The sequence below is a fragment of the Sedimentitalea nanhaiensis DSM 24252 genome, assembly GCF_000473225.1.
Lineage (GTDB): Bacteria > Pseudomonadota > Alphaproteobacteria > Rhodobacterales > Rhodobacteraceae > Sedimentitalea > Sedimentitalea nanhaiensis.
On record NZ_KI421509.1, the window covers coordinates 3,122,947 to 3,146,032 of the forward strand.

At 62.2% G+C, this 23,086-nt stretch carries 18 protein-coding genes; 5 read left to right on the forward strand and 13 right to left on the reverse strand.

Features of this window, described 5'->3' with window-relative positions:
* Positions 1 to 66 precede the first annotated feature (66 nt).
* On the forward strand, positions 67 to 648 hold the full coding sequence (locus NANH_RS0117165) for a DUF1285 domain-containing protein (RefSeq protein WP_027263160.1): 582 nt from the start codon (positions 67 to 69) through the stop codon (positions 646 to 648).
* Positions 649 to 790: 142 nt separating this feature from the next.
* The gene (locus NANH_RS0117170) at positions 791 to 1,543 is read left to right on the forward strand and encodes a hydroxypyruvate isomerase family protein (RefSeq protein WP_027263161.1); all 753 of its coding nucleotides are present in this window, start codon (positions 791 to 793) and stop codon (positions 1,541 to 1,543) included.
* A 167-nt stretch (positions 1,544 to 1,710) separates the two neighbouring features.
* On the opposite strand, the gene rarD is transcribed toward NANH_RS0117170, so the two are convergent.
* The 4 genes from rarD to mutL all read right to left on the reverse strand — a co-directional run bounded on the left by rarD (position 1,711) and on the right by mutL (position 6,275).
* The gene (gene rarD, locus NANH_RS0117175; protein WP_027263162.1) at positions 1,711 to 2,631 is read right to left on the reverse strand and encodes an EamA family transporter RarD; all 921 of its coding nucleotides are present in this window, start codon (positions 2,629 to 2,631) and stop codon (positions 1,711 to 1,713) included.
* 141 nt (positions 2,632 to 2,772) lie between these two features.
* A complete protein-coding gene (locus NANH_RS0117180) occupies positions 2,773 to 3,090 on the reverse strand; it encodes a DUF3775 domain-containing protein (RefSeq protein ID WP_027263163.1) in 318 nt (105 codons plus the stop codon).
* Positions 3,091 to 3,204: 114 nt separating this feature from the next.
* Positions 3,205 to 4,434, reverse strand: a complete 1,230-nt coding sequence (locus tag NANH_RS0117185; RefSeq protein WP_027263164.1) for a DNA recombination protein RmuC — start codon at positions 4,432 to 4,434, stop codon at positions 3,205 to 3,207.
* Entirely contained in the window at positions 4,431 to 6,275 is a 1,845-nt protein-coding gene (gene mutL, locus NANH_RS0117190; RefSeq protein ID WP_027263165.1) for a DNA mismatch repair endonuclease MutL, read from the reverse strand. The genes NANH_RS0117185 and mutL overlap by 4 nt, the downstream gene beginning before the upstream one ends.
* Positions 6,276 to 6,398: 123 nt before the next feature.
* On the opposite strand from mutL, the gene NANH_RS0117195 reads away from it, so the two are divergent.
* Both NANH_RS0117195 and NANH_RS0117200 read left to right on the forward strand, forming a co-directional pair.
* On the forward strand, positions 6,399 to 9,974 hold the full coding sequence (locus NANH_RS0117195; protein ID WP_027263166.1) for a hydantoinase B/oxoprolinase family protein: 3,576 nt from the start codon (positions 6,399 to 6,401) through the stop codon (positions 9,972 to 9,974).
* Between the two features lie 101 nt (positions 9,975 to 10,075).
* On the forward strand, positions 10,076 to 12,094 hold the full coding sequence (locus NANH_RS0117200) for a DEAD/DEAH box helicase (RefSeq protein WP_027263167.1): 2,019 nt from the start codon (positions 10,076 to 10,078) through the stop codon (positions 12,092 to 12,094).
* Positions 12,095 to 12,098: 4 nt separating this feature from the next.
* On the opposite strand, the gene NANH_RS0117205 is transcribed toward NANH_RS0117200, so the two are convergent.
* From NANH_RS0117205 to fsa, 8 genes are all read right to left on the reverse strand, one after another.
* Complete coding sequence (locus tag NANH_RS0117205) at positions 12,099 to 13,028, reverse strand: metal ABC transporter permease (RefSeq protein ID WP_027263168.1); 930 nt, start codon at positions 13,026 to 13,028, stop codon at positions 12,099 to 12,101.
* Entirely contained in the window at positions 13,025 to 14,230 is a 1,206-nt protein-coding gene (locus NANH_RS0117210) for a metal ABC transporter permease (protein WP_027263169.1), read from the reverse strand. The genes NANH_RS0117205 and NANH_RS0117210 overlap by 4 nt, the downstream gene beginning before the upstream one ends.
* Before the next feature lie 4 nt (positions 14,231 to 14,234).
* The gene (locus NANH_RS0117215) at positions 14,235 to 15,041 is read right to left on the reverse strand and encodes a metal ABC transporter ATP-binding protein (RefSeq protein WP_027263170.1); all 807 of its coding nucleotides are present in this window, start codon (positions 15,039 to 15,041) and stop codon (positions 14,235 to 14,237) included.
* 1 nt (position 15,042) lies between these two features.
* Positions 15,043 to 16,005, reverse strand: coding sequence for a metal ABC transporter solute-binding protein, Zn/Mn family (locus NANH_RS0117220; RefSeq protein WP_027263171.1), 963 nt, complete (start codon positions 16,003 to 16,005; stop codon positions 15,043 to 15,045).
* Between the two features lie 151 nt (positions 16,006 to 16,156).
* Positions 16,157 to 16,864, reverse strand: a complete 708-nt coding sequence (locus tag NANH_RS0117225; RefSeq protein ID WP_027263172.1) for a CDP-alcohol phosphatidyltransferase family protein — start codon at positions 16,862 to 16,864, stop codon at positions 16,157 to 16,159.
* A gap of 86 nt (positions 16,865 to 16,950) precedes the next feature.
* The gene (locus tag NANH_RS0117230) at positions 16,951 to 17,871 is read right to left on the reverse strand and encodes a tyrosine recombinase XerC (RefSeq protein WP_027263173.1); all 921 of its coding nucleotides are present in this window, start codon (positions 17,869 to 17,871) and stop codon (positions 16,951 to 16,953) included.
* The gene (locus NANH_RS0117235) at positions 17,868 to 18,575 is read right to left on the reverse strand and encodes a DUF484 family protein (RefSeq protein WP_027263174.1); all 708 of its coding nucleotides are present in this window, start codon (positions 18,573 to 18,575) and stop codon (positions 17,868 to 17,870) included. The genes NANH_RS0117230 and NANH_RS0117235 overlap by 4 nt, the downstream gene beginning before the upstream one ends.
* Positions 18,576 to 18,731: 156 nt before the next feature.
* Complete coding sequence (gene fsa / locus NANH_RS0117240; protein ID WP_027263175.1) at positions 18,732 to 19,385, reverse strand: fructose-6-phosphate aldolase; 654 nt, start codon at positions 19,383 to 19,385, stop codon at positions 18,732 to 18,734.
* 61 nt (positions 19,386 to 19,446) lie between these two features.
* Here fsa and NANH_RS0117245 point away from each other — a divergent pair, with 61 nt between their 5' ends.
* On the forward strand, positions 19,447 to 21,672 hold the full coding sequence (locus NANH_RS0117245; protein ID WP_175543394.1) for a primosomal protein N': 2,226 nt from the start codon (positions 19,447 to 19,449) through the stop codon (positions 21,670 to 21,672).
* 16 nt (positions 21,673 to 21,688) lie between these two features.
* On the opposite strand, the gene hemN is transcribed toward NANH_RS0117245, so the two are convergent.
* Complete coding sequence (gene hemN, locus NANH_RS0117250) at positions 21,689 to 23,044, reverse strand: oxygen-independent coproporphyrinogen III oxidase (protein WP_027263177.1); 1,356 nt, start codon at positions 23,042 to 23,044, stop codon at positions 21,689 to 21,691.
* Positions 23,045 to 23,086 lie beyond the last annotated feature (42 nt).

A 23,086-nucleotide genomic window follows, 5' to 3' on the forward strand; every position in this document is an offset into this window, starting at 1 on the left:
CATTCCTTTCAAGGGGCTTATACTTCCAATGTAAGTGTATCGTGCGCAGAGGAAATGGCAAAAGCAATGAGCGGACAAAAAGCTGTTACCCCATCGGCCGAGGGGATCGCCGCATCGGTACGGGCAAGCAAGGGGCGTGGGCTACCACCGGTGCATCTGTGGAACCCGCCGTTCTGCGGCGATCTGGACATGCGCATTGCGCGGGATGGCACCTGGTTCTATCTGGGAACACCTATTGGCCGGTTCGAACTGGTGCGGCTGTTCTCGTCGATCCTGAAGAAAGAGGATGGCAAGTATTTCCTGGTCACTCCGGTGGAAAAGGTCGGCATTACCGTGGATGATGCGCCGTTTGTGGCGGTCGATTTCGAATCTGAGGGCGAGGGACAGCGGCAGGTGCTGACTTTTACCACCCATGTCGGTGACACGGCTGCGGCCGGGCCAGACCGCCCGATCCGCGTTGAAAGGGACCCCGAGACCGGCGAGCCGTCGCCCTATGTCCTGATCCGCGCCGAACTCGAGGCTCTGATCGACCGCAAAAGTTTTTATCGGCTGGTCGAATTGGGCGTGCATAAGGACGGCTGGTTTGGGGTGTGGTCGGGGGGGCAGTTCTTTGCGATAATCCCCTCGCATGATTTGGAAGAGACCTGAGCCGGGCCCCGATCGGATTCTCAGCCAGGGTCGGATATCGCGGCAAACCGCGTCAATTTTCGGTATTGTCCGGATTTCCTGACCTTGGCACCACTAGGTCCGGCGGGATAGAGTCGCCGACATATTTAAAGAGTGAGATATTATGCCCAGATTTGCAGCCAACCTGTCTCTGCTGTTTACGGAATTGCCTTATCTGGATCGGTTCGACGCTGCGGCTCAGGCGGGGTTCGCGGCGGTCGAGATCTTGTTTCCCTATGATATCCCGGCCAAGGAGACGCAGCGCGCGTTGTTGCGCAACGGGTTGGACCTGGTGCTGATCAATGCGCCGCCGCCAAACTATACCGGCGGGACACCCGGGTATGGTGCGGTTCCGGGCGGTGAAGGACGGTTTCAGCACGATATCCGCCGGGTGCTGCGCTACGCCGAGCAGCTAAAGCCGATGCTGATCCACGTGATGGCCGGCTATACCAAGAACGCCGAAGCCGAAGAGACCTTTGTGCGCAATCTAAAATGGGCGGCGGACTTGGAGCCGACCCAGGGGTTCACCATTGAGCCGCTCAATCCGGGCGATCAGCCTGGCTATTTCCTGGACGATTACGATTTGGCCGCAAAGATTCTGGATGCGGTGGACCGCCCCAATGTCGGCCTGCAATATGACAGTTATCATGCCCATGTCATCCACGGTGACGCGGTCGAGGTTTGGCGCACATACGGTGCGCGATCGACGCATGTGCAAATCGGAAACCCGCCAAGCCGCAGCGAACCGGGGGCCGGGCCGGTTGATTTTGCGGCACTGTTTAGCGCTATCGACACCAGCGGGTATTCCGGCTGGGTCGGTGCGGAATACACGCCGACAACCAAACGCACCCAAGACAGCCTGCATTGGATGGGGTAAGCAACTACTGGGGCAGGAAATCGGCCCGATGTTGCATCCGCGATCAGGACTGACAGAGCTTGTCGGCACCTGCATGGGGTCCTGGAACAGTTGAGCCGTTGCATTTCCCGTTGTGCCGGTCGTGGCCGCGATACCATTGCGGTCGCGTGCGCGGCGAAGACTGACCTTTACAGGACCTTGGGCACCGGGACCTTGCGCCGCGTGCGGCGGCTTTGCTGGACCATTGATGCCGTGTAGATGATCAGCGAGAGCCAGATCATCGGAAAGGCAATCATCCGCGCGGGTCCGAACTCTTCGCCGAACACGAAGACAGCCGTAAGGAAGATCATGGTCGGGGCGATGTATTGCAGGAGCCCGATGGTCGACAGGCGCAGCAATTTTGCACCGTTAGCATAGATCATCAGCGGTGCAGCGGTGACAAGGCCACACCCGAACAACAACCAACTGTCGGTGGCATTGCCGACCAACATGTGGTTCTGCCCGGTTGCAACCAGCCAGGCCACATAGGCCAGCGCCGGTGGCAACAGCAACAGCACCTCAAGCGTGAAACCCTGATTGGGGCCGATCGGAAGCCATTTTTTGAGAAATGCATAGCCTCCCCAGGTCAGCGTCAGGGCCACGGCGGCAACAGGTAGCTTGCCAGCCTGCCACGTCAGTACCGCCACCGCAGCGGCGGCCACAACAATCGCGGCAATCTGTGCCGGGCTCAGCCGTTCGCGCAGCAGGACGGCACCAAGGAAAATGCTGAACAAGGGGTTGATGTAATAGCCCAGTGCCGCGTCCAGCGTATGCCCCGCAGCAATCGACCAGACATAGATTCCCCAGTTCAGTGAGATCAGCGTCGCGGTTACAATCGCCATGCCCAGCATCCGGGGCGACGTCAGGGCGATCCTCAGATCCTGGGTGCGTCCGGTCAGCCACAGCACTGCCCCGGCGACGGGTACCGACCAGATCACCCGATGTGCGATGACCTCGCTTGGTGGAATATGCGCCAGTGCCTTCATATAAATCGGAAGAAAACCCCAAAGCACATAGGCTGTGACGGCAAAGGCAAAACCGCGTAGGCTGTCCTGGTTGGCGGCTGACATGATGACCCTCGGAAAACTGCAAGGCGGGGATGGTCGCCTTCCGCATATTTGCCCTGTTAACCATCAAGCCGCTCCGGGTGCAATGCACGCTGTCGCGATGCAAGTTGCATCGCCTGGTCGCGGGCTGCGGTCGCAAGAGGGCTACATCAGTTCGTCTTCTACATCGGTTGCCGAGATGCCCAAGGCGTCCAGCCCGTTTTCCAGGTGGTCGGTCATGTGAGGCGTTCCCAGAATGTAGTCCGCGCAGGGGACCGAAGCTTCGGCCTTGGCTGTGGCGATGGCCTCGGCCAGATCGTCCACATCAAAGCTTTCGCGACCGACCCACATGATCGCGACCAGCTCGGCTTGTTCGTCCTCGCTGAGCCGGTCGATGAAGGCGCGCAATTCGCCCTCGGCCCGGTGTAATTCGCGCCCCATCAGAATGACCTGAGCCACCTTGCGCGGGGAAATTTCCAGCATCCTTTGCCCTCCTGTTCGCATGCCTTGCACGGTAACAGATAACGGGTGCAGGGTCAGTGTCTTTGATCTTGCGCAATTCGGCACCTGCGGCATTGCGGATCGACGCCGAATGGCTCAGGCGTCGCGTTTGCCCAGGGCAACCACATTCCGGGCGTCGTCTTCCTGCAAGTCTTCGAAATCGAAATTGTCCAGCCGCAGTGCGCGCCGTCCGGCCTTGTCGGCGCTGACCTTGATTTCGGCGATGTCCTTGGCCGCCTGGCCGAAATGCCGGTCCAGGTTGACAACCCGATCACCGAGCCGGTCGACATCCTTGTGCAACAGGCCAAGTTCCTTACGGATCGCACCGGCCTGTTCGCGCATCCGGGCATCTTTCAGGATCGCGCGCATGGTGTTCAGCGTCGCCATGCAGGTGGTCGGGGATACGATCCAGACCCTTGCCTCGAACCCGTCGCGGACAACCTCGGGGAAATTGGCGTGCAACTCGGCATAGACCGCTTCGGAGGGCAGGAACATCAGCGCCCCGTCGGCGGTTTCACCCTCGATGATATAGCGTTCGGAAATCGCCTTGATATGGGCGCGCACGGCCACGCGCATCATCCGCGATGCCTCGGTCACTTGCGATTGCGTCTCGGCCCGGCGCAGCGCCTCATAGGCCTCAAGCGGGAATTTGCTGTCGATGACGATGGGACCGGGCGGATTGGGCAGGCGGATCAGGCAATCGGCGCGTTTGCCGTTGGAAAGCGTCGCCTGCAGCTGATAGCTGTCCTTGGGCAGCGCCTTGGACACGATATCGTTCAGCTGGATTTCGCCAAAGGCCCCGCGCGTCTGCTTGTTGCTCAGGATATCTTGCAAACTCAGCACGTCGCCCGAAAGCTTGGTGATATTGTCCTGCGCCTTGTCGATGGTCGCCAGCCGCTCCTGCAACTGGGTCAGCGAGGTCGCGGTTTGCTTGCTGCTGCCGTGAAGGGTTTCCTTCATCCGCTCCTGCATTTCGGTCAGGGCACGGTTCTGGCGCATCATGTTGTCGGCCAGCCGGTCGTTCATCTGCTGCTGCACGTCGGCCAGGCGGGTTTCGACGGTCTGGACCAAATGGACCTGCGCATTGGCCTGGGCATCGGACACATGCTGCAACCCGCCTCGCAGTTGCTCTTGCCCCATGCTCAGCTGCTGCAGGTTCTGGCCCAACAGCGACATCTGCCGCGCCAGGGGTTCCAGATTGCGGGCGGACCGCGCCGAAGCGCGCAACGACAGAACCAGCAGGGCCAGAACCAGCAGGATCAGCCCCGCCCCCAGCAGCACCATCGGATCGTCCAGCACAAAAGCGGTGTCGCCGATCTGTATCATGTGCGTCCGAACAGCCGTTCGATATCGGCCAGCTTCAATTCGACATAGGTTGGCCGCCCATGGTTGCACTGGCCGGAATGCGGCGTGGCCTCCATGTCGCGCAGCAGGGCGTTCATCTCTTCGGCGCGCATCCTGCGACCCGAACGGATCGAGCCGTGACAGGCAACGCGGGACAGGATCGCCTCGATCCGGGCCTGCACGGTCTGGCTGCTGCCCAGATCCGCGAGTTCGTCCAGGATGTCGCGGATCATCGCCTGGGCATCGACCTCGCCCAGAATCGCCGGGGTTTCGCGCACCGCGATGGCCCCACCGCCAAAGGGTTCAATGGTCAGGCCCAGTCGGGTCAGGTCGCTGGCGATCTCCATCAACTGTGCCGCTTCACCGGCAGACAGCTCCACGATTTCGGGGATCAGCAATGCCTGTGCGGCCACCCCGTTTTCGGCCATCTGGCGTTTCAGCTTTTCATAAACCAGCCGTTCATGCGCCGCGTGCTGATCGACGATCACCATGCCGGTTGCGGTCTGTGCGATGATGTAATTCTCGTGGACCTGACCACGCGCGGCACCCAGAGGCAGGGTTTCGGGGGCAGGTTCATCCGATTGCGGATCTTGCGCCACCTCGACCACCCGCGCGCCAAAGCCCCCGTTGAATTCGGCAAAGCCGGGCGATTGCGCCACGTAGGACGTTGCGCGTGCGCCTGATGACGGGCGGTCCATCTGATAGACCCGCGCGCCGGTGGGTTCGGGCGTCATTGCGCCCAATGTCGCATTGGCCACGGTGCTGGAGGCGCGATGCCCGGCCTCGGCCAGGGCATGACGCAGGGCCGAAACGATCAGTCCCCGCGCAATGCCCGGATCGCGAAACCTAACCTCGGATTTGGCCGGATGCACGTTCACGTCCACCAGCGTGGGGTCACAATCCAGAAACAGCGCTGCCGCCGGGTGCCGGTCGCGGGACAGGAAATCGAAATAGGCTGCCCGCAGGGCCCCGCCCAACATCTTGTCACGCACGGGACGTCCGTTGACGAACAGATATTGCGCCACCGCCGCGCCCCGCGAATAGGTTGGAAGGGCGGCATAGCCAAACAGGCGAATACCGTCACGGGTGGCGTCGATGCGCAGTGCGTTATCGGCAAAGTCGCGACCCAGGATGCGCCCCAACCGCTTGTGCAGCGCATCGAACAGATCGCCGTTCTCCGGGTCCGAGCGAAACACAACGCGGCCTTCGCCACCGCCGCTGACATCGCGCAGAGTGAACCCGATGGCCGGCTCTGCCATGGCCAGCCGCTTGACCACATCGGTGATCGCCTGTGCTTCGGCGCGGTCGGTGCGCATGAATTTCAACCGTGCGGGCGTGGCATAGAACAAATCGCGCAGATCGACGACCGTTCCCGCGCTCAGCGCCGCCGGCTTGACAGGGCCGGTCTGTCCTGCGGCGACCCGGATGCTGGCAGCGTCAGCCCCGGCAACCCGGCTGGTGATGGTCAGCCGCCCGACAGCCCCCAGCGAGGGCAGGGCCTCGCCACGAAATCCAAAGGTGTGAATATTCAGCAGGTCCGAACCGTCGATTTTCGATGTCGCATGGCGTGACAAAGCCAGGGGGAGCTCATCGGCCGTGATTCCACAGCCGTCATCCGTGACCCGGATCAGTATCTTGCCGCCATCGGCGATGTCCACGCCGATGCGCGTTGCCCCGGCATCGATGGCGTTTTCCACCAGTTCCTTGACCGCCGAGGCGGGGCGTTCCACAACTTCGCCCGCCGCGATACGATTGATCGCGGCCTCGTCCAACTGGCGGATGATTGGGTGGTGTTCGCCGATATTGGGGTTTGCCTGTACCATACCGCAATACTTAGCATGTCCCGCACCGATTCTGCCACCCGATTGATGCGCAACCAGACGCTGCCGATTGACATCCACGCCCTGCACCGCAAAGGCTTGCGTCGGACGCGGACGGAGGGTGCCATGAGCGGACAGTGGGAATTCTGGATCGACCGGGGGGGCACATTTACCGATGTGGTCGCGCGCAAACCCGATGGCGCTCTGGTCACGCACAAGCTGTTGTCCGAGAACCCCGAGCGGTATGCCGACGCCGCTGTGCAGGGCATCCGCGAAGTCATGGGGGCAGGCAAAGGGTTTCCCGAGGGCGCTATCAACGCCGTCAAGATGGGCACGACGGTGGCGACCAATGCGCTGCTGGAACGCAAGGGCGAACCGGTCCTGCTGCTGATTACCAAGGGTTTCCGGGACCTTTTGCAAATCGGCTATCAGACCCGCCCGCGGTTGTTCGACCTGCATATCGTCCGACCTGAACTGCTGTATCAGAGCGTGGTCGAAATGGACGAACGGCTGGATGCCGATGGCGGGGTCGTGCGCCCGCTGGACGAAAGTCTGGTTCGCGTGGCGTTGCAATCGGCTTTTGACAGCGGGTTGCGGGCGGTCGCCATTGTCGGGCTGCATGCCTATCTGAACCCGGTGCACGAACAGCGCGTCGCCCAAGTGGCGCGCGAGATCGGGTTCACCCAGATTTCTGCCAGTCACGAGGTCAGCAAACTGGCCAAACTGGTCGGGCGGGGCGACACCACCGTGGTCGACGCCTATTTGTCGCCGATTTTGCGGCGCTATGTCGACCAGGTTGCTGGTGCGCTCGATATGGGCCGGGCCTGCGATCGCCTGCTGTTCATGCAATCCAGCGGCGGGCTGACCGATGCGCGGCTGTTTCAGGGCAAGGATGCAATCCTGTCCGGTCCCGCGGGCGGTATCGTCGGCATGGTCAAGACCGCCGAGGTTGCCGGACACAACCGGCTGATCGGCTTTGACATGGGCGGCACCTCGACCGATGTCAGTCACTATGCCGGCACGTACGAGCGCAGTTTTGAAACCGAGGTCGCGGGCGTGCGGATGCGCGCGCCGATGATGGATATCCACACCGTGGCCGCCGGGGGCGGATCGATCTGCCGGTTTGCCGAGGGACGGTTTCAGGTTGGCCCGCAAAGTGCGGGGGCCGATCCCGGCCCGGCCTGTTATCGCCGGGGCGGGCCGCTGACGGTGACGGATTGCAATGTCATGCTGGGCAAACTGAACCCCGATCATTTCCCACATGTATTTGGCCCGAACGGAGATCAGCCGCTGGATGCCGAAACTGTGCGCGTCCGGTTTGCGGCACTTGCCCAAGAGGTTGCGCAGGACACAGGGGAAGACCCTCGGGCACCCGAAGACATCGCCACCGGATTTCTGCAGATCGCCGTGGATAACATGGCCAATGCGATCAAGAAGATCAGTGTGCAGCGCGGGCATGACGTGACCGGCTACGCTTTGCAGTGCTTTGGCGGGGCGGGCGGACAACACGCCTGTCTCGTGGCGGATGCATTGGGCATGTCGCGGGTGTTCATCCACCCCTATGCCGGGGTGCTGTCGGCCTATGGCATGGGGCTGGCCGAGATCCGCGCGTTGCGCGAGGTCCAGGTGGATGCGCCGCTGCAAGACACCGAGACCGCTGCCGCCGCATTGTCCGAGATTCAGCACGAGGCTGAGGACGAAGTGCGCGAACAGGGGGCCGCCCGGATCCAGTGCGTCCGCCGTGCGCATCTGCGATATGACGGTTCGCATCAGGCGCTTGAAGTTCCGTTCGGGACCGGCGAACAGATGCAATCGGCGTTTGAGGCCGCACACAAAAACCGGTTTGGTTTTGTCTCGCCCGAGCGGGCGATCTTGTTTGAAATGGTTGCAGTCGAAGCGATTGGGGACACCGGCCAGACCCCCGGCGCGACTCCTTTCGGCGACGATCCCGCCCCGCGCGCCCAGATCGAGATGTACTGCGACGGCGAATGGCAGACGGTGCCGCTGTTTCGCCGCGAGGGTTTGCCACAGGACGCAGCCCTTGTCGGCCCGGCCATCATCGCCGAAGCCACCGGCACCAATGTGGTCGAACCCGGCTGGGCCGCGCGGCTGGACGATTTGGGCAACCTGATTCTGGAACGGACCCAGGTGAAAACCCGCAGGCTTGCCGCCGGGACCGAGGCCGACCCCGTACTGCTCGAGGTGATGGGAAATCTGTTCATGTCCGTTGCCGATCAGATGGGCGCGACGCTGGCCAATACTTCGTGGTCTGTGAACATCAAGGAGCGGCTGGATTTTTCCTGTGCGATTTTTGATGTCAACGGCGACCTGGTGGCCAACGCCCCGCATGTGCCGGTGCATCTGGGCAGCATGAGCGACAGCGTGAAAACCGTGATGCGCGAGAACGCGGGCGATATTCACGAGGGTGACGCCTTTATGCTGAATTCGCCCTATAACGGCGGCACCCATCTGCCTGATGTGACCGTGATCACGCCGGTGTTTGCCGATGGCAAGCCTGTGTTCTGGTTGGGCAGCCGGGGTCATCATGCGGATATCGGCGGGCGTACCCCCGGTAGCGCCCCACCCGATAGCACCCATATCGACCAAGAAGGCGTTCTGATCGACAACGTGCGTCTTGTCGCGCGCGGTGAGTTTCAGCAAGAAACGGCGGAACAGGTGCTGGGATCGGGCAAATATCCCTGTCGCAACATCCCGCAAAACATGGCCGATCTCAAGGCGCAGGTGGCGGCAAACGAAACCGGGCGACAGGCGTTGCTGCAGATCGCCGCGCATTATGGGCTTGATGTGGTCACGGCCTATATGGGCCATGTTCAGGACAATGCCGAAGAAAGTGTGCGCCGGGTCCTGGGGCAACTGCCCGGAGGCGAGTTCACCTATCCCATGGACCATGGTGCCGAGATCCGCGTCAGGGTCACCGTTGATCAAGAGGCGCGAGAGGCGGTGATCGATTTCACCGGCACCTCAGCCCAGCACCGCGGCAACTATAACGCGCCCTATGCGATTTGCCGGGCGGTTGTGCTGTACGTGTTCCGGACGCTGGTGGGCACCATCATTCCGCTGAACGAGGGCTGCCTGCATCCGCTGCGCATCATTGCGCCGCAGGGCACCATGCTGAACCCGGCCTATCCGGCGGCGGTGATTGCCGGCAATACCGAGGTCAGTCAGGCCATGTGCAACGCGCTGTACGGTGCACTGCATGTCATCGCGGGCAGTCAGGCGACGATGAATAATTTTGTCTGGGGCAATGACGATTTCCAAAATTACGAAACCATCGCGGGGGGTACCGGGGCCGGGCCGGGGTTTGACGGGTGCGACGCAATCCAGACCCACATGACCAACACACGCATGACTGACCCCGAAATTCTGGAAAAACGCTTTCCGGTGCGGCTTGATGAGTTCGGAATTCGTGCGGGCTCGGGAGGGGCCGGGCGTTGGCATGGGGGCAATGGGGCCACACGGATGATGCGGTTTCTTGCGCCTGTTACCGTTACCACCCTGTGTTCGCATCGCAAAATCCCTCCCTTTGGAGTCGATGGCGGTGCGCCGGGGGCGGTCGGAGTGAACTGGGCCGAGCTGCCTGATGGCACGCGCGTCGATCTGAAAGGCAACGACGAAATCGATCTGCCCGCCGGGGCAGTGTTCGGCATGTTCACCCCCGGTGGCGGTGGCTGGGGCGCCTGACCGCCGGCGATTGTGCTATACATTGGCAAGCCAACCGGATAGGAGCCGGCGCTTGAGCCATGCGCGCGGCCGAACGCGCCAACAAAACAAGGGCGCCGAACTTGAAACAGACACTTGCAGATGCGCTGAGCCAGCAGGGCTATGATACCCTGACACAGGTCCAGCAGGCCGTGACCGACCCCGAACTGGGACATTCGGACCTGCTGGTCTCGGCCCAGACCGGATCGGGCAAGACTGTCGGTTTCGGACTGGCCATCGCGCCAACCATCCTGGGCGAGGGCGATCATTTCGCCGCTGCCGCCGCTCCGCTTGCGCTGGTCATCGCCCCGACCCGTGAATTGGCGCTGCAGGTCAAGCGCGAACTTTCCTGGTTATTTGGCAAGGCGGGCGCGCATCTGGCCTCGTGCGTTGGCGGCATGGACATGCGCGACGAACGCCGGGCATTGGCGCGCGGCGCGCATATCGTGGTGGCGACGCCGGGGCGGCTGCGCGATCACATCATGCGCGGTTCTATCGATATGTCGGTTCTGCGGGCCATCGTGCTGGACGAGGCCGACGAGATGCTGGACCTAGGCTTTCAGGAGGATCTGGAATTCATCCTGGCCGAGGCACCAGAAACCCGCCGCACCCTGATGTTTTCAGCTACGGTGCCGCGTGGCATCGCCAATCTGGCTGGTAAATACCAGACCGATGCCAAACGCATCACCACCGCCGCCGAGAACCGCCAGCACAGCGATATCGAATATCGCGCCCTTTCGGTTGCCGCGCGCGATACGGAAAACGCCATTATCAACGTATTGCGGTTTTACGAAGCGCCCAACGCATTGGTTTTCGCCAACACCCGCGCCATGGTGAACCGGCTGACCACGCGGCTGTCAAATCGCGGCTTTTCGGTTGTGGCCCTGTCCGGCGAGTTGTCGCAGGCTGAGCGCACGCACGCCCTGCAGGCGATGCGGGATGGCCGTGCGCGGGTCTGTGTTGCCACCGATGTTGCCGCGCGGGGCATCGACCTGCCCAGTCTTGATCTGGTGGTGCATGCGGAACTGCCCACCAGTCATGAAACCCTGCTGCATCGGTCGGGTCGCACCGGGCGGGCCGGACGCAAGGGGGTGAGCGCACTGATCGTGCCGCCCGCCGCACGCAAGAAATGCGAGCGCCTGTTGCGGTTTGCCAAACTGACGGCGGGTTGGGCCGAGGCCCCTTCGGCGGAGGAGGTGCGCGCACGCGATGGCGAAAGAATGCTGGCCGATCCGGTTTGGGCGCAGCCGGTCGAATTGTCGGATGCTGCACAGGCGCTGGTTGCGCAATTCAGTGCCGAACAGATCGCGGCAGCCTATGTGGCGCTGTATGAAACCCGCCATTCCGCACCCGAAGAACTGTTGGCCCCCGGTCCGGTAGGCAAGCCCGAACCCCGCGCGGCCTTTGGCCCCAGCGTGTGGTTTTCAGTGTCTGGCGGCAAGAAGGCCGGGATTGAAACCCGCCGATTGCTGCCAATTCTGTGCAAGGCAGGTAATATCACCAAGGACGACATCGGCGCGATCCGGATCCAGTTCAACGAAAGCTATGTCGAAATTCGTCAGGCCAGTGCCGATGGATTTGCTGCGGCTCTTGGTCCGGACATGACGGTCGAGGACAATGCCAAGGTCACCCGGCTGGACAAGGCCCCCGATCTGGGTGGCTCGTCGCGCCCAGGCAGCAAACCCTTTGCCGGTCAACCCAAACCGCATCGGGGACCCCGCCGGGTCGAACCTGATACCGTGCCGGAACAGCCGGTACCCGAACCAGCGCCGGTCAAGGCAGCTGCCGCCGCACCGATCGACTGGAACGACGCCCCCGCAGCGCGGGTGAAAAAGCCGAAGCCGGGGGTGAAACCCAAGGGCACTGCCGCGAAATCCAAGCGGCCCAGGCAGGCTATTGCCGGTCGGCCCGAAGACACCAGCCAACCGTATCAGCCGCGCGGCAGCGCCGTGGGCAAGCGCAAGCCAAAGACCACCGCACCAGGGCAGGCCCCCGCGGCGGGCAAACCCAACAGCAAGAAAAACAAGGCCCGCGCCGCTGCCGCGGCGTCAAAACCCCGAGGCGGAGAAAAGCCACCCAAACGGCACACGCCGAAATCGTGATGGATCAGCCCTGTTGCGGTGCCCCTGCGCGGGTGCGGCAAGGGCCGAACCGGGCTGCGACCGCCAGGATCAGCCCTGACATGGTTGCAATCATGCCCGCAGCGCTGACCGCGTCCTGACCGCCCAGCCACAGCGGTCCATACCCGGCCAGAACATACCCGCTGACCGCTGCGGTGACCGCAAAGATCACGCTCCATAGGACCTGATGTTCCAGCCGGTTGGTCATCAGCCGTGCCGCTGCGGGCGGGCAGATGAACATGGCTATCACGATGATCGATCCGACTGCGTCAAACGACGCCACCGCCGCAATCGCTGCCGTGACCACCAGCGCCAGTCCGAGAAGGTTGGTTCGAATGCCGAGGGTGCGCGCAAAGCCTTCGTCAAAGGTTGACAGCTTCAAGGGCCGCCAGAACACCACGGTAAACAGAACCACGGCTATCAGCGTCACGGCGATGCGAGGCAATTCCGGTGGCAAGCCGCGCAGTGCCTCGAGATCCAGCAGAGAGGCCCAGCCGGTGGCATCCAGCCAGATGAGGCTTTCCAGATTGCCGTACAGCGCGTGCTCTACGTCCAGATGTACGGTCGAGGTATCCGATTGCTCTAGCAACAGCACGCCCGCAGCGAACATTGAGGTGAACACCACACCCATCGCCGCGCCGGGTTCGATCCGGCCCAGACGCCGGATGGCCTCGATCAGCATAACCGCCAGGACGGCGGCTCCGGCGGCGCCAGCCATCATCGGCCAGGTGGATATGACCCCGGTGACCAGAAAGGCGACCACGATGCCGGGCAGCACCACATGGCTGATCGCATCCCCGATCAGCGCCTGTCGCCGCAATACAAGAAAATTCCCGGGCAGCGCGCAGGCAACGGCCGCAAGCGTGCCAATCAGCAACGGGGACAACGACAGCGGAACGAACTCGGCACCAGTCATGCGACCACTCCTTTCGGGCCACCGATGGCGCGGTCAAGCTCGGTGATCTGGTCGGGGGTTAGCACGGTTTCTATATCGCGAAGCCCGTCATACAGCGCCGCTGCGGCTTCATAGTCCTGATCCGACCGGATCATCTGCCAGCGTCGTTCGTCCCGCAATGCCTTGGCGGCGCGGGCGCGTCCCTGATCGGTGGCCACACCGTCGGGACGCGCCAGCCCGGCGCGTTTCAACAGACGCAGGGTCAGCGGTTCATAGATCAGGTGGCCTTGGGCCAGTGCCAGCAATCCCTGACGCAGGTGCACCCGTTTCTGAAACCGCAAATGTCGCAACACGGCGGCCAGAACCCCACGCCCGGGCGCCAAAAGCAGCGACGCGGCAAACAACACAAAACTGACCAGCACGATGATTGGCCCCGTTGGCAGGTTCGGGGCCGACGCAGAAATTGCCGCGCCGGCATAGCCGGACATTCCGCCCAACAGGCCTGCCAACAGCACGACCCGGTCGCTGCGTTCGGTCCAGAACCGGGCAGTAACGGCGGGGATGATCAGCAGGGCCACGATCAGGATCAGCCCGACGATCTTCAGCCCGACAACGGTGACCGCCATCACAAGCCCCATCATCGCCAGATCGATCCGATGCACCGGCAACCCGCGTGCCGCTGCATATTCGGGATCGAACGCCACCAGTGTCATCGGCCGACGCAGCACCAACAGCAGCGCCAAGGTCAACGCGCCGCCAAGTGTGATTACAATGGCGTCCGACCACAGCATTCCGGCGGTTGATCCCAGAAGGAAACTCTCGAGCCCCGCCTGCCGACCCGATCCCATGGTCTGAATCACCGTCAATAGCACGATGCCAAACCCGAAAAAGACGGACAGCACGGCCCCGATGGCGGCATCCTCGGCCAATCGGGTGTGGCGTACCAGCCAGCCGAGACACAACAAGCCGATCCAGGCAGAAATGGCCGATCCCGTCAGCAATCCCAACAGGTTGCGCCCATCCCCGCCCAGGGCGACCATCAGGATGAACGCCAGACATACGCCGGGCAAGGTTGCGTGGCTGATGGCATCGCTGACCAGAGCGCGTTTGCGTAGAAACAGAAAGGTGCCCGTGGCCCCGGCGGCAATGCCCAACAAGGTCGCACCAACGGCGACCAGGCTGGCGTTATAGCCTAGTTGCAACAGCAGCGCGTCGCGTATCATTGCATCACACCAGCGCGGCGGCCAATTGGTCCACCTGTGCCGTTGCCAACCGCCCGCCATAGGTGGCTTGCAGCGTTTCGGCGGTAAAGCAGGTGTCAACCGGACCTTCGGCGACCTTGCTGGTGTTGATCAGGAACACGTTGTCGAAATAGTCTCGCACGGTGGCCAGATCGTGATGCACGACGACAACGGTCTTGCCCTCGGCGCGCAGCGACTTCAGCACATTGATGATCGCCTTTTCCGTCGCGGCATCGACTCCGGCAAAGGGTTCGTCCAGCAGATACAGATCCGCATCCTGTGCCAGCGCCCGGGCAAGAAATACCCGTTGCTGCTGGCCGCCAGACAGTTGCCCGATCTGGCGTTCGGCGAAATCGGCCATGCCGACGCGTTCCAGGCAGTGTTTCGCGCGCAGCCGATGTGTGTTGCGGACGCGGCCCAGCAGGCCCAATTGGCGATAGAGGCCCATCAAAACCACGTCGATGACGCGGGTGGGAAAATCCCAGTCGATGCTGGCGCGCTGCGGCACATAGGCGATGCGAGCGCGTTGCCGCTCCAGCGGCGCACCAAATACCTGTATCTGCCCGGACAGCGGTTTGACGATTCCCAGCGCGGCCTTAAGCAGGGTGGACTTGCCCGCGCCGTTGGGGCCGATGATTGCGGTCATCTTGCCAGCCTCAACCGCCATATCCACCGAAAAGACAGCGGGTTTCTGACCGTATGACACAGTCAGACCACGGATCGACAAGGGGCTTTCCATGGCCCTGGAAGGCTGCGGTGCCTTGCCGTCCAGAGTTGCAAGTTCAATCGTCATTTCAGGATCCCGCCAATAATTTTCCGGCCATGCCGCGCGCGGGAACATCTGCTCCCAGCGCTGCGGCAATCACGGTCACGTTGTGGTCGATCATTCCGAGATATGTGCCTTCATATGTGCCATCCGGACCCATTGCGTCGCTGTACAACTCGCCACCGATGCTGACGGTATGGCCCCTGGCCGCCGCGCCTTCTATCACCGCACGGATATTACGGTCCGACACCGAGCTTTCGACAAATACGGCGGTGATGCCACGCTCTACCAGCGTGTCGACCAGCGCCTTGATCCGGTTCAGCCCGGCCTCGCTTTCGGTCGAGATACCCTGAATGCCCAGAACTTCGATGCCGTAGGACACACCAAAATAGCCGAACGCGTCATGGGCGGTCAGCAATACCCGGTTCTCGGGCGGAATCAGCGCCATGCTGGCTTTGGCATAGTCAGACAGCCGGTCCAGGTCGGCCAGATGCACAGCGGCGTTGGCGGCAAACGTATCGGCGTTTTCGGGTTGGGTTTCGCTCAGGGCAATCTGCACCTGTTCGACGACTTTTTTCCAAAGCACCGGCGTCATCCAGACATGGGGGTCGAACTTGTCGGCATAGCTGTCGTGGCCGCGAAGCAGTTCATGTGGCAGACCGTCTGCCACCGCCACAACGTTGCGCTTGCGTCCAAGATCCTGAAAAAAATTTTCCATTTGCGCTTCGAGATACAGGCCGTGCCAGAGTACCAGATCGGCGCGAGTCATTGCGACGATATCGGTGCGTGTCTGCCGGTAGGAATGCGGATCGACTCCAGGACCCATTAAGGCCTTGACCTCGACCAGATCGCCGCCAACCTGCCGCGCCGCATCCGCGATCATGCCCGTCGTCGCCACCACTTTCAGTGGCTGTCCGGCAAGTGCTGGACCGGCAAAGGGCAGAACCAGTGCTGCGGCGAGGGCAAAAAGGGTTGTTCGGCGTGGAATCATTGGATCCGTCCAGTTTATGTCTGTCCGAGAGTATATGAGAGTGGCTCGCAACCAAGTCAATGCTATTGAGAATTATTCGCAAGAGAAAAGCGAAACCCATCACTGGATCGGGTCAGTTACGTAACATCATGTTGAAAAAGTCGGACAGCGTTCAGTCTGCGATCGGCGCGTCGTGCTGTGGAAGGATCTGTTGGGCAATGCCTGCAAACAGCAGATAGACACTGGTGATGACCAGTCCCCAATGGGCCCAGCTTTGTGGATGGAAATCCACCCACGCGGCCCAGCCGGCAAAGAAGGTCCAGGCCAGCGCCATCGGCAGAGTCACCTTGCGCCAACGTTCGGTGCGGACCGGATGCACGAATTTCAGTGGCAGGAACATGGTGATCGACAAAGCTGTAACCAAGGTCAGGGTGACCCAGAAATTCGGCTGCAGGGCAAAGACCACCAGTACGACCATGTTCCAACACCCGGGAAAGCCCGAGAACGAATTGTCCTTGGTCTTCATCCGCGTATCGCAAAAATACATCGCGCTGGCAAAAGTGATGACGATGATCGCGACCCATCCGGTCCAGCCGTCCATCAGGCCGGACTGGAAAAGCGCAAAGGCCGGGATGAACACATAGGTCAGATAGTCGATAATCAGGTCCAACAGCACGCCGTCGAATTGCGGCGCATAGTGTTTGACATGGTATTTTCGGGCCAGCGGACCGTCGATGCCATCGACAAAGAATGCGACAACCAGCCAAAGAAACATCAGGCTCCACTTGGTTTCAGCCGCCGCCAACATGGCCAGCATGGCGAAAACGGCACCAGTGGCGGTGAACAGATGGACAAGCAGGGCGCTGAGACTTTTGGACATGCCCCCTATTGCCGGATCAGTGCGTCCGATGCAAAGCAAAAGGCGGAAAATTGCGCAGGGCGGTGGATGGATTTTGCGACACGACCCTAGGCCTTGGGATGGGTGCGGTTGTAGACCTCCATCAGACGGGCCGTGTCCACGGCGGTATAGGCCTGAGTGGTGGACAGGGACGCATGGCCCAACAGTTCCTGTATCGAGCGCAGATCCCCCCCGGCAGCCAACAGATGGGTGGCAAAACTGTGCCGCATGGCGTGTGGTGTGGCGGTGGCGGGCAGGCCCAGTTGCATGCGTGCCCGCGCCATCACGCCCTGAATGATGCGCGGGTTCAGGGGGCCTCCGCGCACGCCGCGAAACAGGGGGGCGGCGGGTTCCTGGGGGTGTGGGCACAGCTGTAGATACGTGTTGACCGCGTCACGGGCGGCATCCAGCACCGGAACCACGCGTTCCTTGCCGCCCTTGCCGATAATGCGCAGCGTGGCAGGCAGGGGAGCATCGGCCCCTGTCAGCCCCAGTGCCTCGGATATTCTCAGGCCACATCCATACAGCAAGGTGACAACGGCCACATCCCGCGTCGCGACCCAGCTGTCGGAAGATTGCAATTCGACGGTGTCGATCATCGCGCGGGCGGCGTCCTCGGCCAGCGGGCGGGGCAGCTTCTTGGTGAACTTGGGTGACCGGGTGGACAAAACGGCGGTGGCCTCGAACCCTTCGCGTTCGGCAAGCCAGCGATAGAAGCTTTTGACTGCCGACAGTTTGCGCGCCAGCGAGCGCGCACCGACGCCGCCGTTACGTGATTGGGCCATCCAGGCCCGCATGTCCGATATCGAGATCCGTTCCAGCGCGCCCAGGCCCTGCGGGCTGCCGTGGTGCAGAGTCATGAAGGCAAGAAATTCGCCGACATCGCCACGATAGGCCGTAATCGTGTTCTGCGATGCCCCCGACAAGGCGCTTTGGCCCTCAAGCCAATACTGCAGGGCGTCTCGGCATGCGGGGGAAATCAGTGTCACGACAGCCAGTGGCGCATCGACCGTTCGAACACACCGCCGAAAAAGGCCAGCAGGTCGGTGCCGTGCTGCGGGTTGAACTGAGCCGGGTCTTTGGACCCCATGACCAGCAGGCCCGGCAGTCGCCCCGCCCCCAAGTCCAGTTTCAGACAGGCCTCGGACTGGATGTTCTCGGCCATGTCACCATACAACCGGTCGGGTACCATCTGCACCGGGCGCAGCGTAACCTGCCGTGGCGCGCCGCCGCGCAATTGGGTGATATAACTGTCGATAAAACCGGGTTCGACGACAGTCAGGATCTCGCCCATCCGGTCGATTGCCGGAGCCGTGTCATTCTGCGCGGATTCCAGCACCAGCGTCACAGCGTCCACGCGCAGGATGTCAGCCACCTCGCCGCTGAGGTCGCGCAGCACTTCCTCGAACGTCATCGCTTCCAGCAGCCGCAGAATGGCGCGATGTACCTGATTGGTCCCGGCCAGGTTTTCATAGGCCGCCGCGATTACATTCCGGTGGGTGTCTTCCAATCGGTCCAGCCGCGATTCCAGCCGTTCCATTGCGACGCCGCGCAGATCGACGATATTGCCGCCCATCAGACGCTCGTTCGCGGACACCAGCGCGCGCATCACGTCCTTGTCGTCCAGGATCGCGTCGGGTTCGGCGATGATCGCTTTGCGCAGGGTGTCTTCCAGTTTCGGGTCGCTGCTCATCGGGGCCTCATGCTGTCGTGGCATGTCTATAACATGCCTGTTCTTGGTTTTGGGCTGAAACGTCAGCGGCAATGGTGAATTTTGTCTTAATTACAACAGCCCGGCAGCAGGTCTGCCGGGCTCGGCGGCTCATTCGGCCACAGCGCAGTGCGCCCTTTACAGGATTTTCTGGCCGGTCTTGGCCCAATCGGCCATGAATGCATCCAGCCCTTTGTCGGTCAGCGGATGGTTGGCCAGCGCCTTGATCACACCCGGAGGGGCCGTGATCACGTCCGCCCCGATGCGCGCGCTCTCGGTAACATGGTTCACGGTGCGAATCGAGGCGGCCAGGATCTGGGTGTCAAAACCGTAGTTGTCGTAAATCGTGCGGATGTCCGCGATCAGATCCATGCCGTCCAGGTTGATATCGTCCAGTCGCCCGATGAACGGGCTGATAAAGGTTGCGCCGGCCTTGGCCGCCAGCAACGCCTGATTGGCCGAGAAACACAGGGTGACGTTGACCATGTGGCCTTCGCCGGACAGCACCTTACAGGTTTTCAGCCCGTCCCAGGTCAGCGGAACCTTGACCGCGATGTTGTCGGCGATCTGGGCCAGTTTGCGGCCCTCGGCGATCATGTCATCAGCGTTCAGCGCCACGACTTCGGCCGAAACCGGTCCGTCGACCAGATCGCAGATTTCCCTGGTAACCTCTAGAATGTCGCGACCGGATTTCAGAATCAGCGACGGGTTGGTGGTGACGCCATCCACCATGCCCAGATCGTTCAGCTCGGCAATGGCGTCGATTTCGGCAGTGTCGACGAAGAATTTCATGGGGCTTGCTTCCTTTGATGGGTTGGCCTTGGTTCGCGATGGCTTTACCCCAAGAGCCGTAATGCTGAAACCCCCCGGGAGGCAAGCGACAGTGAGCGAGCCGGAATTCTTTGACCAGGGCGCATTGGTCGCGGTTCTGACCACGCAGCCGCTGGATCGGACGCTGGATTATAAGGCGCCCGAAGGCGGCTGCTTGCGCGGGGCCTTTGTCGAGGTGCCGCTGGGGCCGCGCAAGGTGATCGGTGTGATCTGGGGAGCGGGCCAGGGCGATTTTGATCGCAGCAGGATCCGCTCGGTGATCCGGGTGCTGGATGTGGCTCCGATGCGTGACGAGATGAAGAATTTTCTGACCCGTGCCGCCGAATACACCCTGACGCCGATGCCGGCGATGCTGCGTCTGGCGACGCGGGCGCCGGGGTTGGGCGATCCGCCTTCGATGCGCAAGGTCTACAGGTTGGGGCAGCGCGAACCGGACCGGATGACCGATGCGCGCCGCCGGGTCCTGGATACATTGATCGAATATGGCGGGCTGGCCTTTACGCTCAAGGAACTGGCCGAGATGTCCGGGGTGACATCGTCTGTGATCAAGGGCCTGACCAAGCAGGGCGCGGTGGATGAGATTGACAGCCCGCGCGACATGCCGCTGCCGCATCTGGATCCGGAACGACCCGGCAAGGAGCTGACCGGGGATCAGGCCGCGGCGGCGGACAGTCTGCGCACGGCGTTGCGCAGCGACCGCTATGGGACGACATTGCTGCGCGGTGTCACCGGATCGGGCAAGACCGAAGTCTATCTCGAAGCGGTGGCGGAATGTCTGCGCATGGGGCGGCAGGCGCTGGTGCTGTTGCCAGAGATCGCCCTGACTGCCGAATTCCTGACCCGCGTCGATGCCCGGTTCGGGGCCCGCCCGGCCGAATGGCATTCGGGCGTCCCCATGACCGAGCGCCGCCGGATCTGGAAGATGGTCGGGCAGGGCAACGCGCAACTGGTGGTTGGCGCGCGTTCGGCACTGTTTTTGCCGTTTCAGAACCTGGGCCTGATCATCGTCGATGAGGAACACGATACCAGCTACAAGCAGGAAGACGGCGTGCTGTACAACGCGCGGGACATGGCCGTTCTGCGCGCGGCGATCTGTGGCGCGCGGGTGGTCCTGGCCAGCGCCACACCCAGCCTGGAAAGCTGGGCCAATGCGCAGTCGGGCAAGTACGACATGGTGGAATTGAAGGCACGGTTTGGGGCAGCGGAGTTGCCGGATATGCGTGCCATCGACATGCGCGCCGAAAAGCTGAAGGCCGGGACATGGATTTCACCGACCCTGCGCGGGGCGGTGCAGGACCGGCTGGCCAAGGGCGAACAGGCAATGTTGTTCATCAACCGGCGCGGCTATGCCCCGGTGACTCTGTGCCGGGCCTGCGGGCAGCAGATCGGCTGCGATCACTGCGATGCGCGGATGGTCGAACACCGGTTTCTCAAGCGGTTGATGTGCCACCAATGCGGTGAAACCCGCCCTCTGCCCACCGTCTGCCCCTCGTGTGGGGCCGAGGATCGGCTGGCCCCGGTTGGCCCCGGTGTCGAGCGTTTGGCCGAAGAGGCGGCGGCGTTGTTTCCCGAGGCGCGGGTCGTGACGCTGAGTTCGGACCTGTTTGGAAGTGCACGGGCGCTGAAAGCGGAAATCGAACGAATCGCGGCGGGTGAGGCGGATATCATCATCGGCACCCAGCTGGTGGCCAAGGGGCACAATTTCCCATATTTGACGCTTGTTGGGGTGATTGATGCAGATCTGGGCCTGCAAGGCTCGGACCTGCGTGCCGCAGAGCGCACCTTCCAGCTGATGCGGCAGGTGGCGGGGCGTGCCGGACGGGCCGAACGCCCCGGAACCGCCCTGTTGCAGACGTTTCAGCCCGAACATCCGGTGATCCGGGCGATTCTGGCGGGGGATGAGACCGGGTTCTGGCGCGCCGAGGCCGCAGAACGCGAGGTGGCCGGAGTGCCACCTTACGGGCGCATGGCCGGGATCATCCTGTCGGGAACGGATGTAGCGCAGGTGTTCGATCTGGGCAACGCGCTGGCCCGAAATGATGCCCCGCTGCGGCAGATCGGGGCACAGGTCTTTGGGCCTGCGCCCGCCCCGATCGCGCGGGTGCGGGGGCGCCACCGGGTGCGGTTGTTGGTTAAGGCGGCCAAGGGGGCCGCGCTGCAAGAGGCGCTTGCGCGCTGGATCGCACCTTTCCGTCTGAAGGGCGATCTGCGGCTCAGTGTAGATATCGACCCCCAGAGCTTTCTCTGAACAGGTCTGAGCGGATTCAGATCGCCGAACTATGGCCCGCATTGCTCAGGTCATAGGCATCAAACGCCCGTGCAATGATCCGGGTCAGCGGGCGCGCGGCGGGCGGGATCATCAGGCCATCGCGGGTGATCGACAGAACGCCCGGAACTGCGCGGTCTACCGTGTCGAATATTTCACCCAGCTCGTGCTGCGTTATCGCGAACCGCGAGGTGATTTCGTCCCGATCGATATGAAAGTCGCACATCAACGCTTCGATCAACCGGGCACGCAGCTTGTCCTGCCCTTGAAATCTGTGGCCGCGCGAGGTCGAGAACCGGCCCTCGCGGATTTTGCCGGTATGGGCCGAGGTGGCCGCAGCGTTCTGGGCAAAGCCTTGTGGAAATCGTGAGATTGACGAGGCACCGACGCCGATCAGAACATCCGAGGTATCATCGGTATAGCCCTGAAAGTTACGTCGCAACCGCCCTGCCTTCTGCGCAAGGGTCAACCCATCCCGCTGGGTGGAGAAATGATCGATGCCGATCTCCGCGTACCCGTCCCACAGGAACAGTTTGCGTGCGGTTTCAAACAAGGCCAGCCGTTCCTGGGGCGTCGGCAGCGCGTCAGACGGAATCAATTGCTGCCGCTTGGCCATCCATGGCACATGTGCATACCCGTACAGGGCGACACGGTCGGGGCTGAGCGACAGCAGTTTTTGCACGCTTTCCGTCATCCGCGCCTGGGTCTGATGCGGCAGCCCAAACAGGATATCGGCGTTCAGGCTGACAATGCCGCGGTCACGGATCATCTCGACCGCATCGCGGGTGATGTCATAGCCCTGGATCCGCCCAATGGTCTGCTGGATTTCGTCATCGAAATCCTGCACTCCGATCGAGGCCCGGTTCAGCCCTGCCGCCGCCAGCGCGTCCAGCCTTGCGGCATCGATTTCGTTCGGGTCGATCTCGACCGAGAATTCGGCCTCCGGTCCCAGAGGTGCCACATCGAAAATCGCGCTGGACAGGTCCCGGATCATGTCCGGGTTCAACAGCGTCGGTGTACCGCCGCCCCAATGCAGACGAGACAGGGTAACGCCGCGTGGCAGGTGCTGCTTCAGCAGGGCGAGCTCCGCCTTGAGCGTCTCGAGATAGGCCACCACCGGTGCGTCACTTTGTGTACCCTGGGTACGACAGGCACAGAACCAGCAGAGGCGCCGACAGAACGGCACATGCACATAGAGCGACACGGTGCCGTCTTCGGGGATCTGTTGGATCCAGCCCGCATAGAGATCGGGCCCCACATCGTTGCTGAACTGAGGTGCGGTCGGGTAGCTCGTATAGCGGGGAACCTTGGCGTCAAAGAGTCCCAGCTTGGCCAATTGAGATTGTGTTACCATGTGCATAATATAGGCGGGGTCGAAATCGTACATCCTTGACCC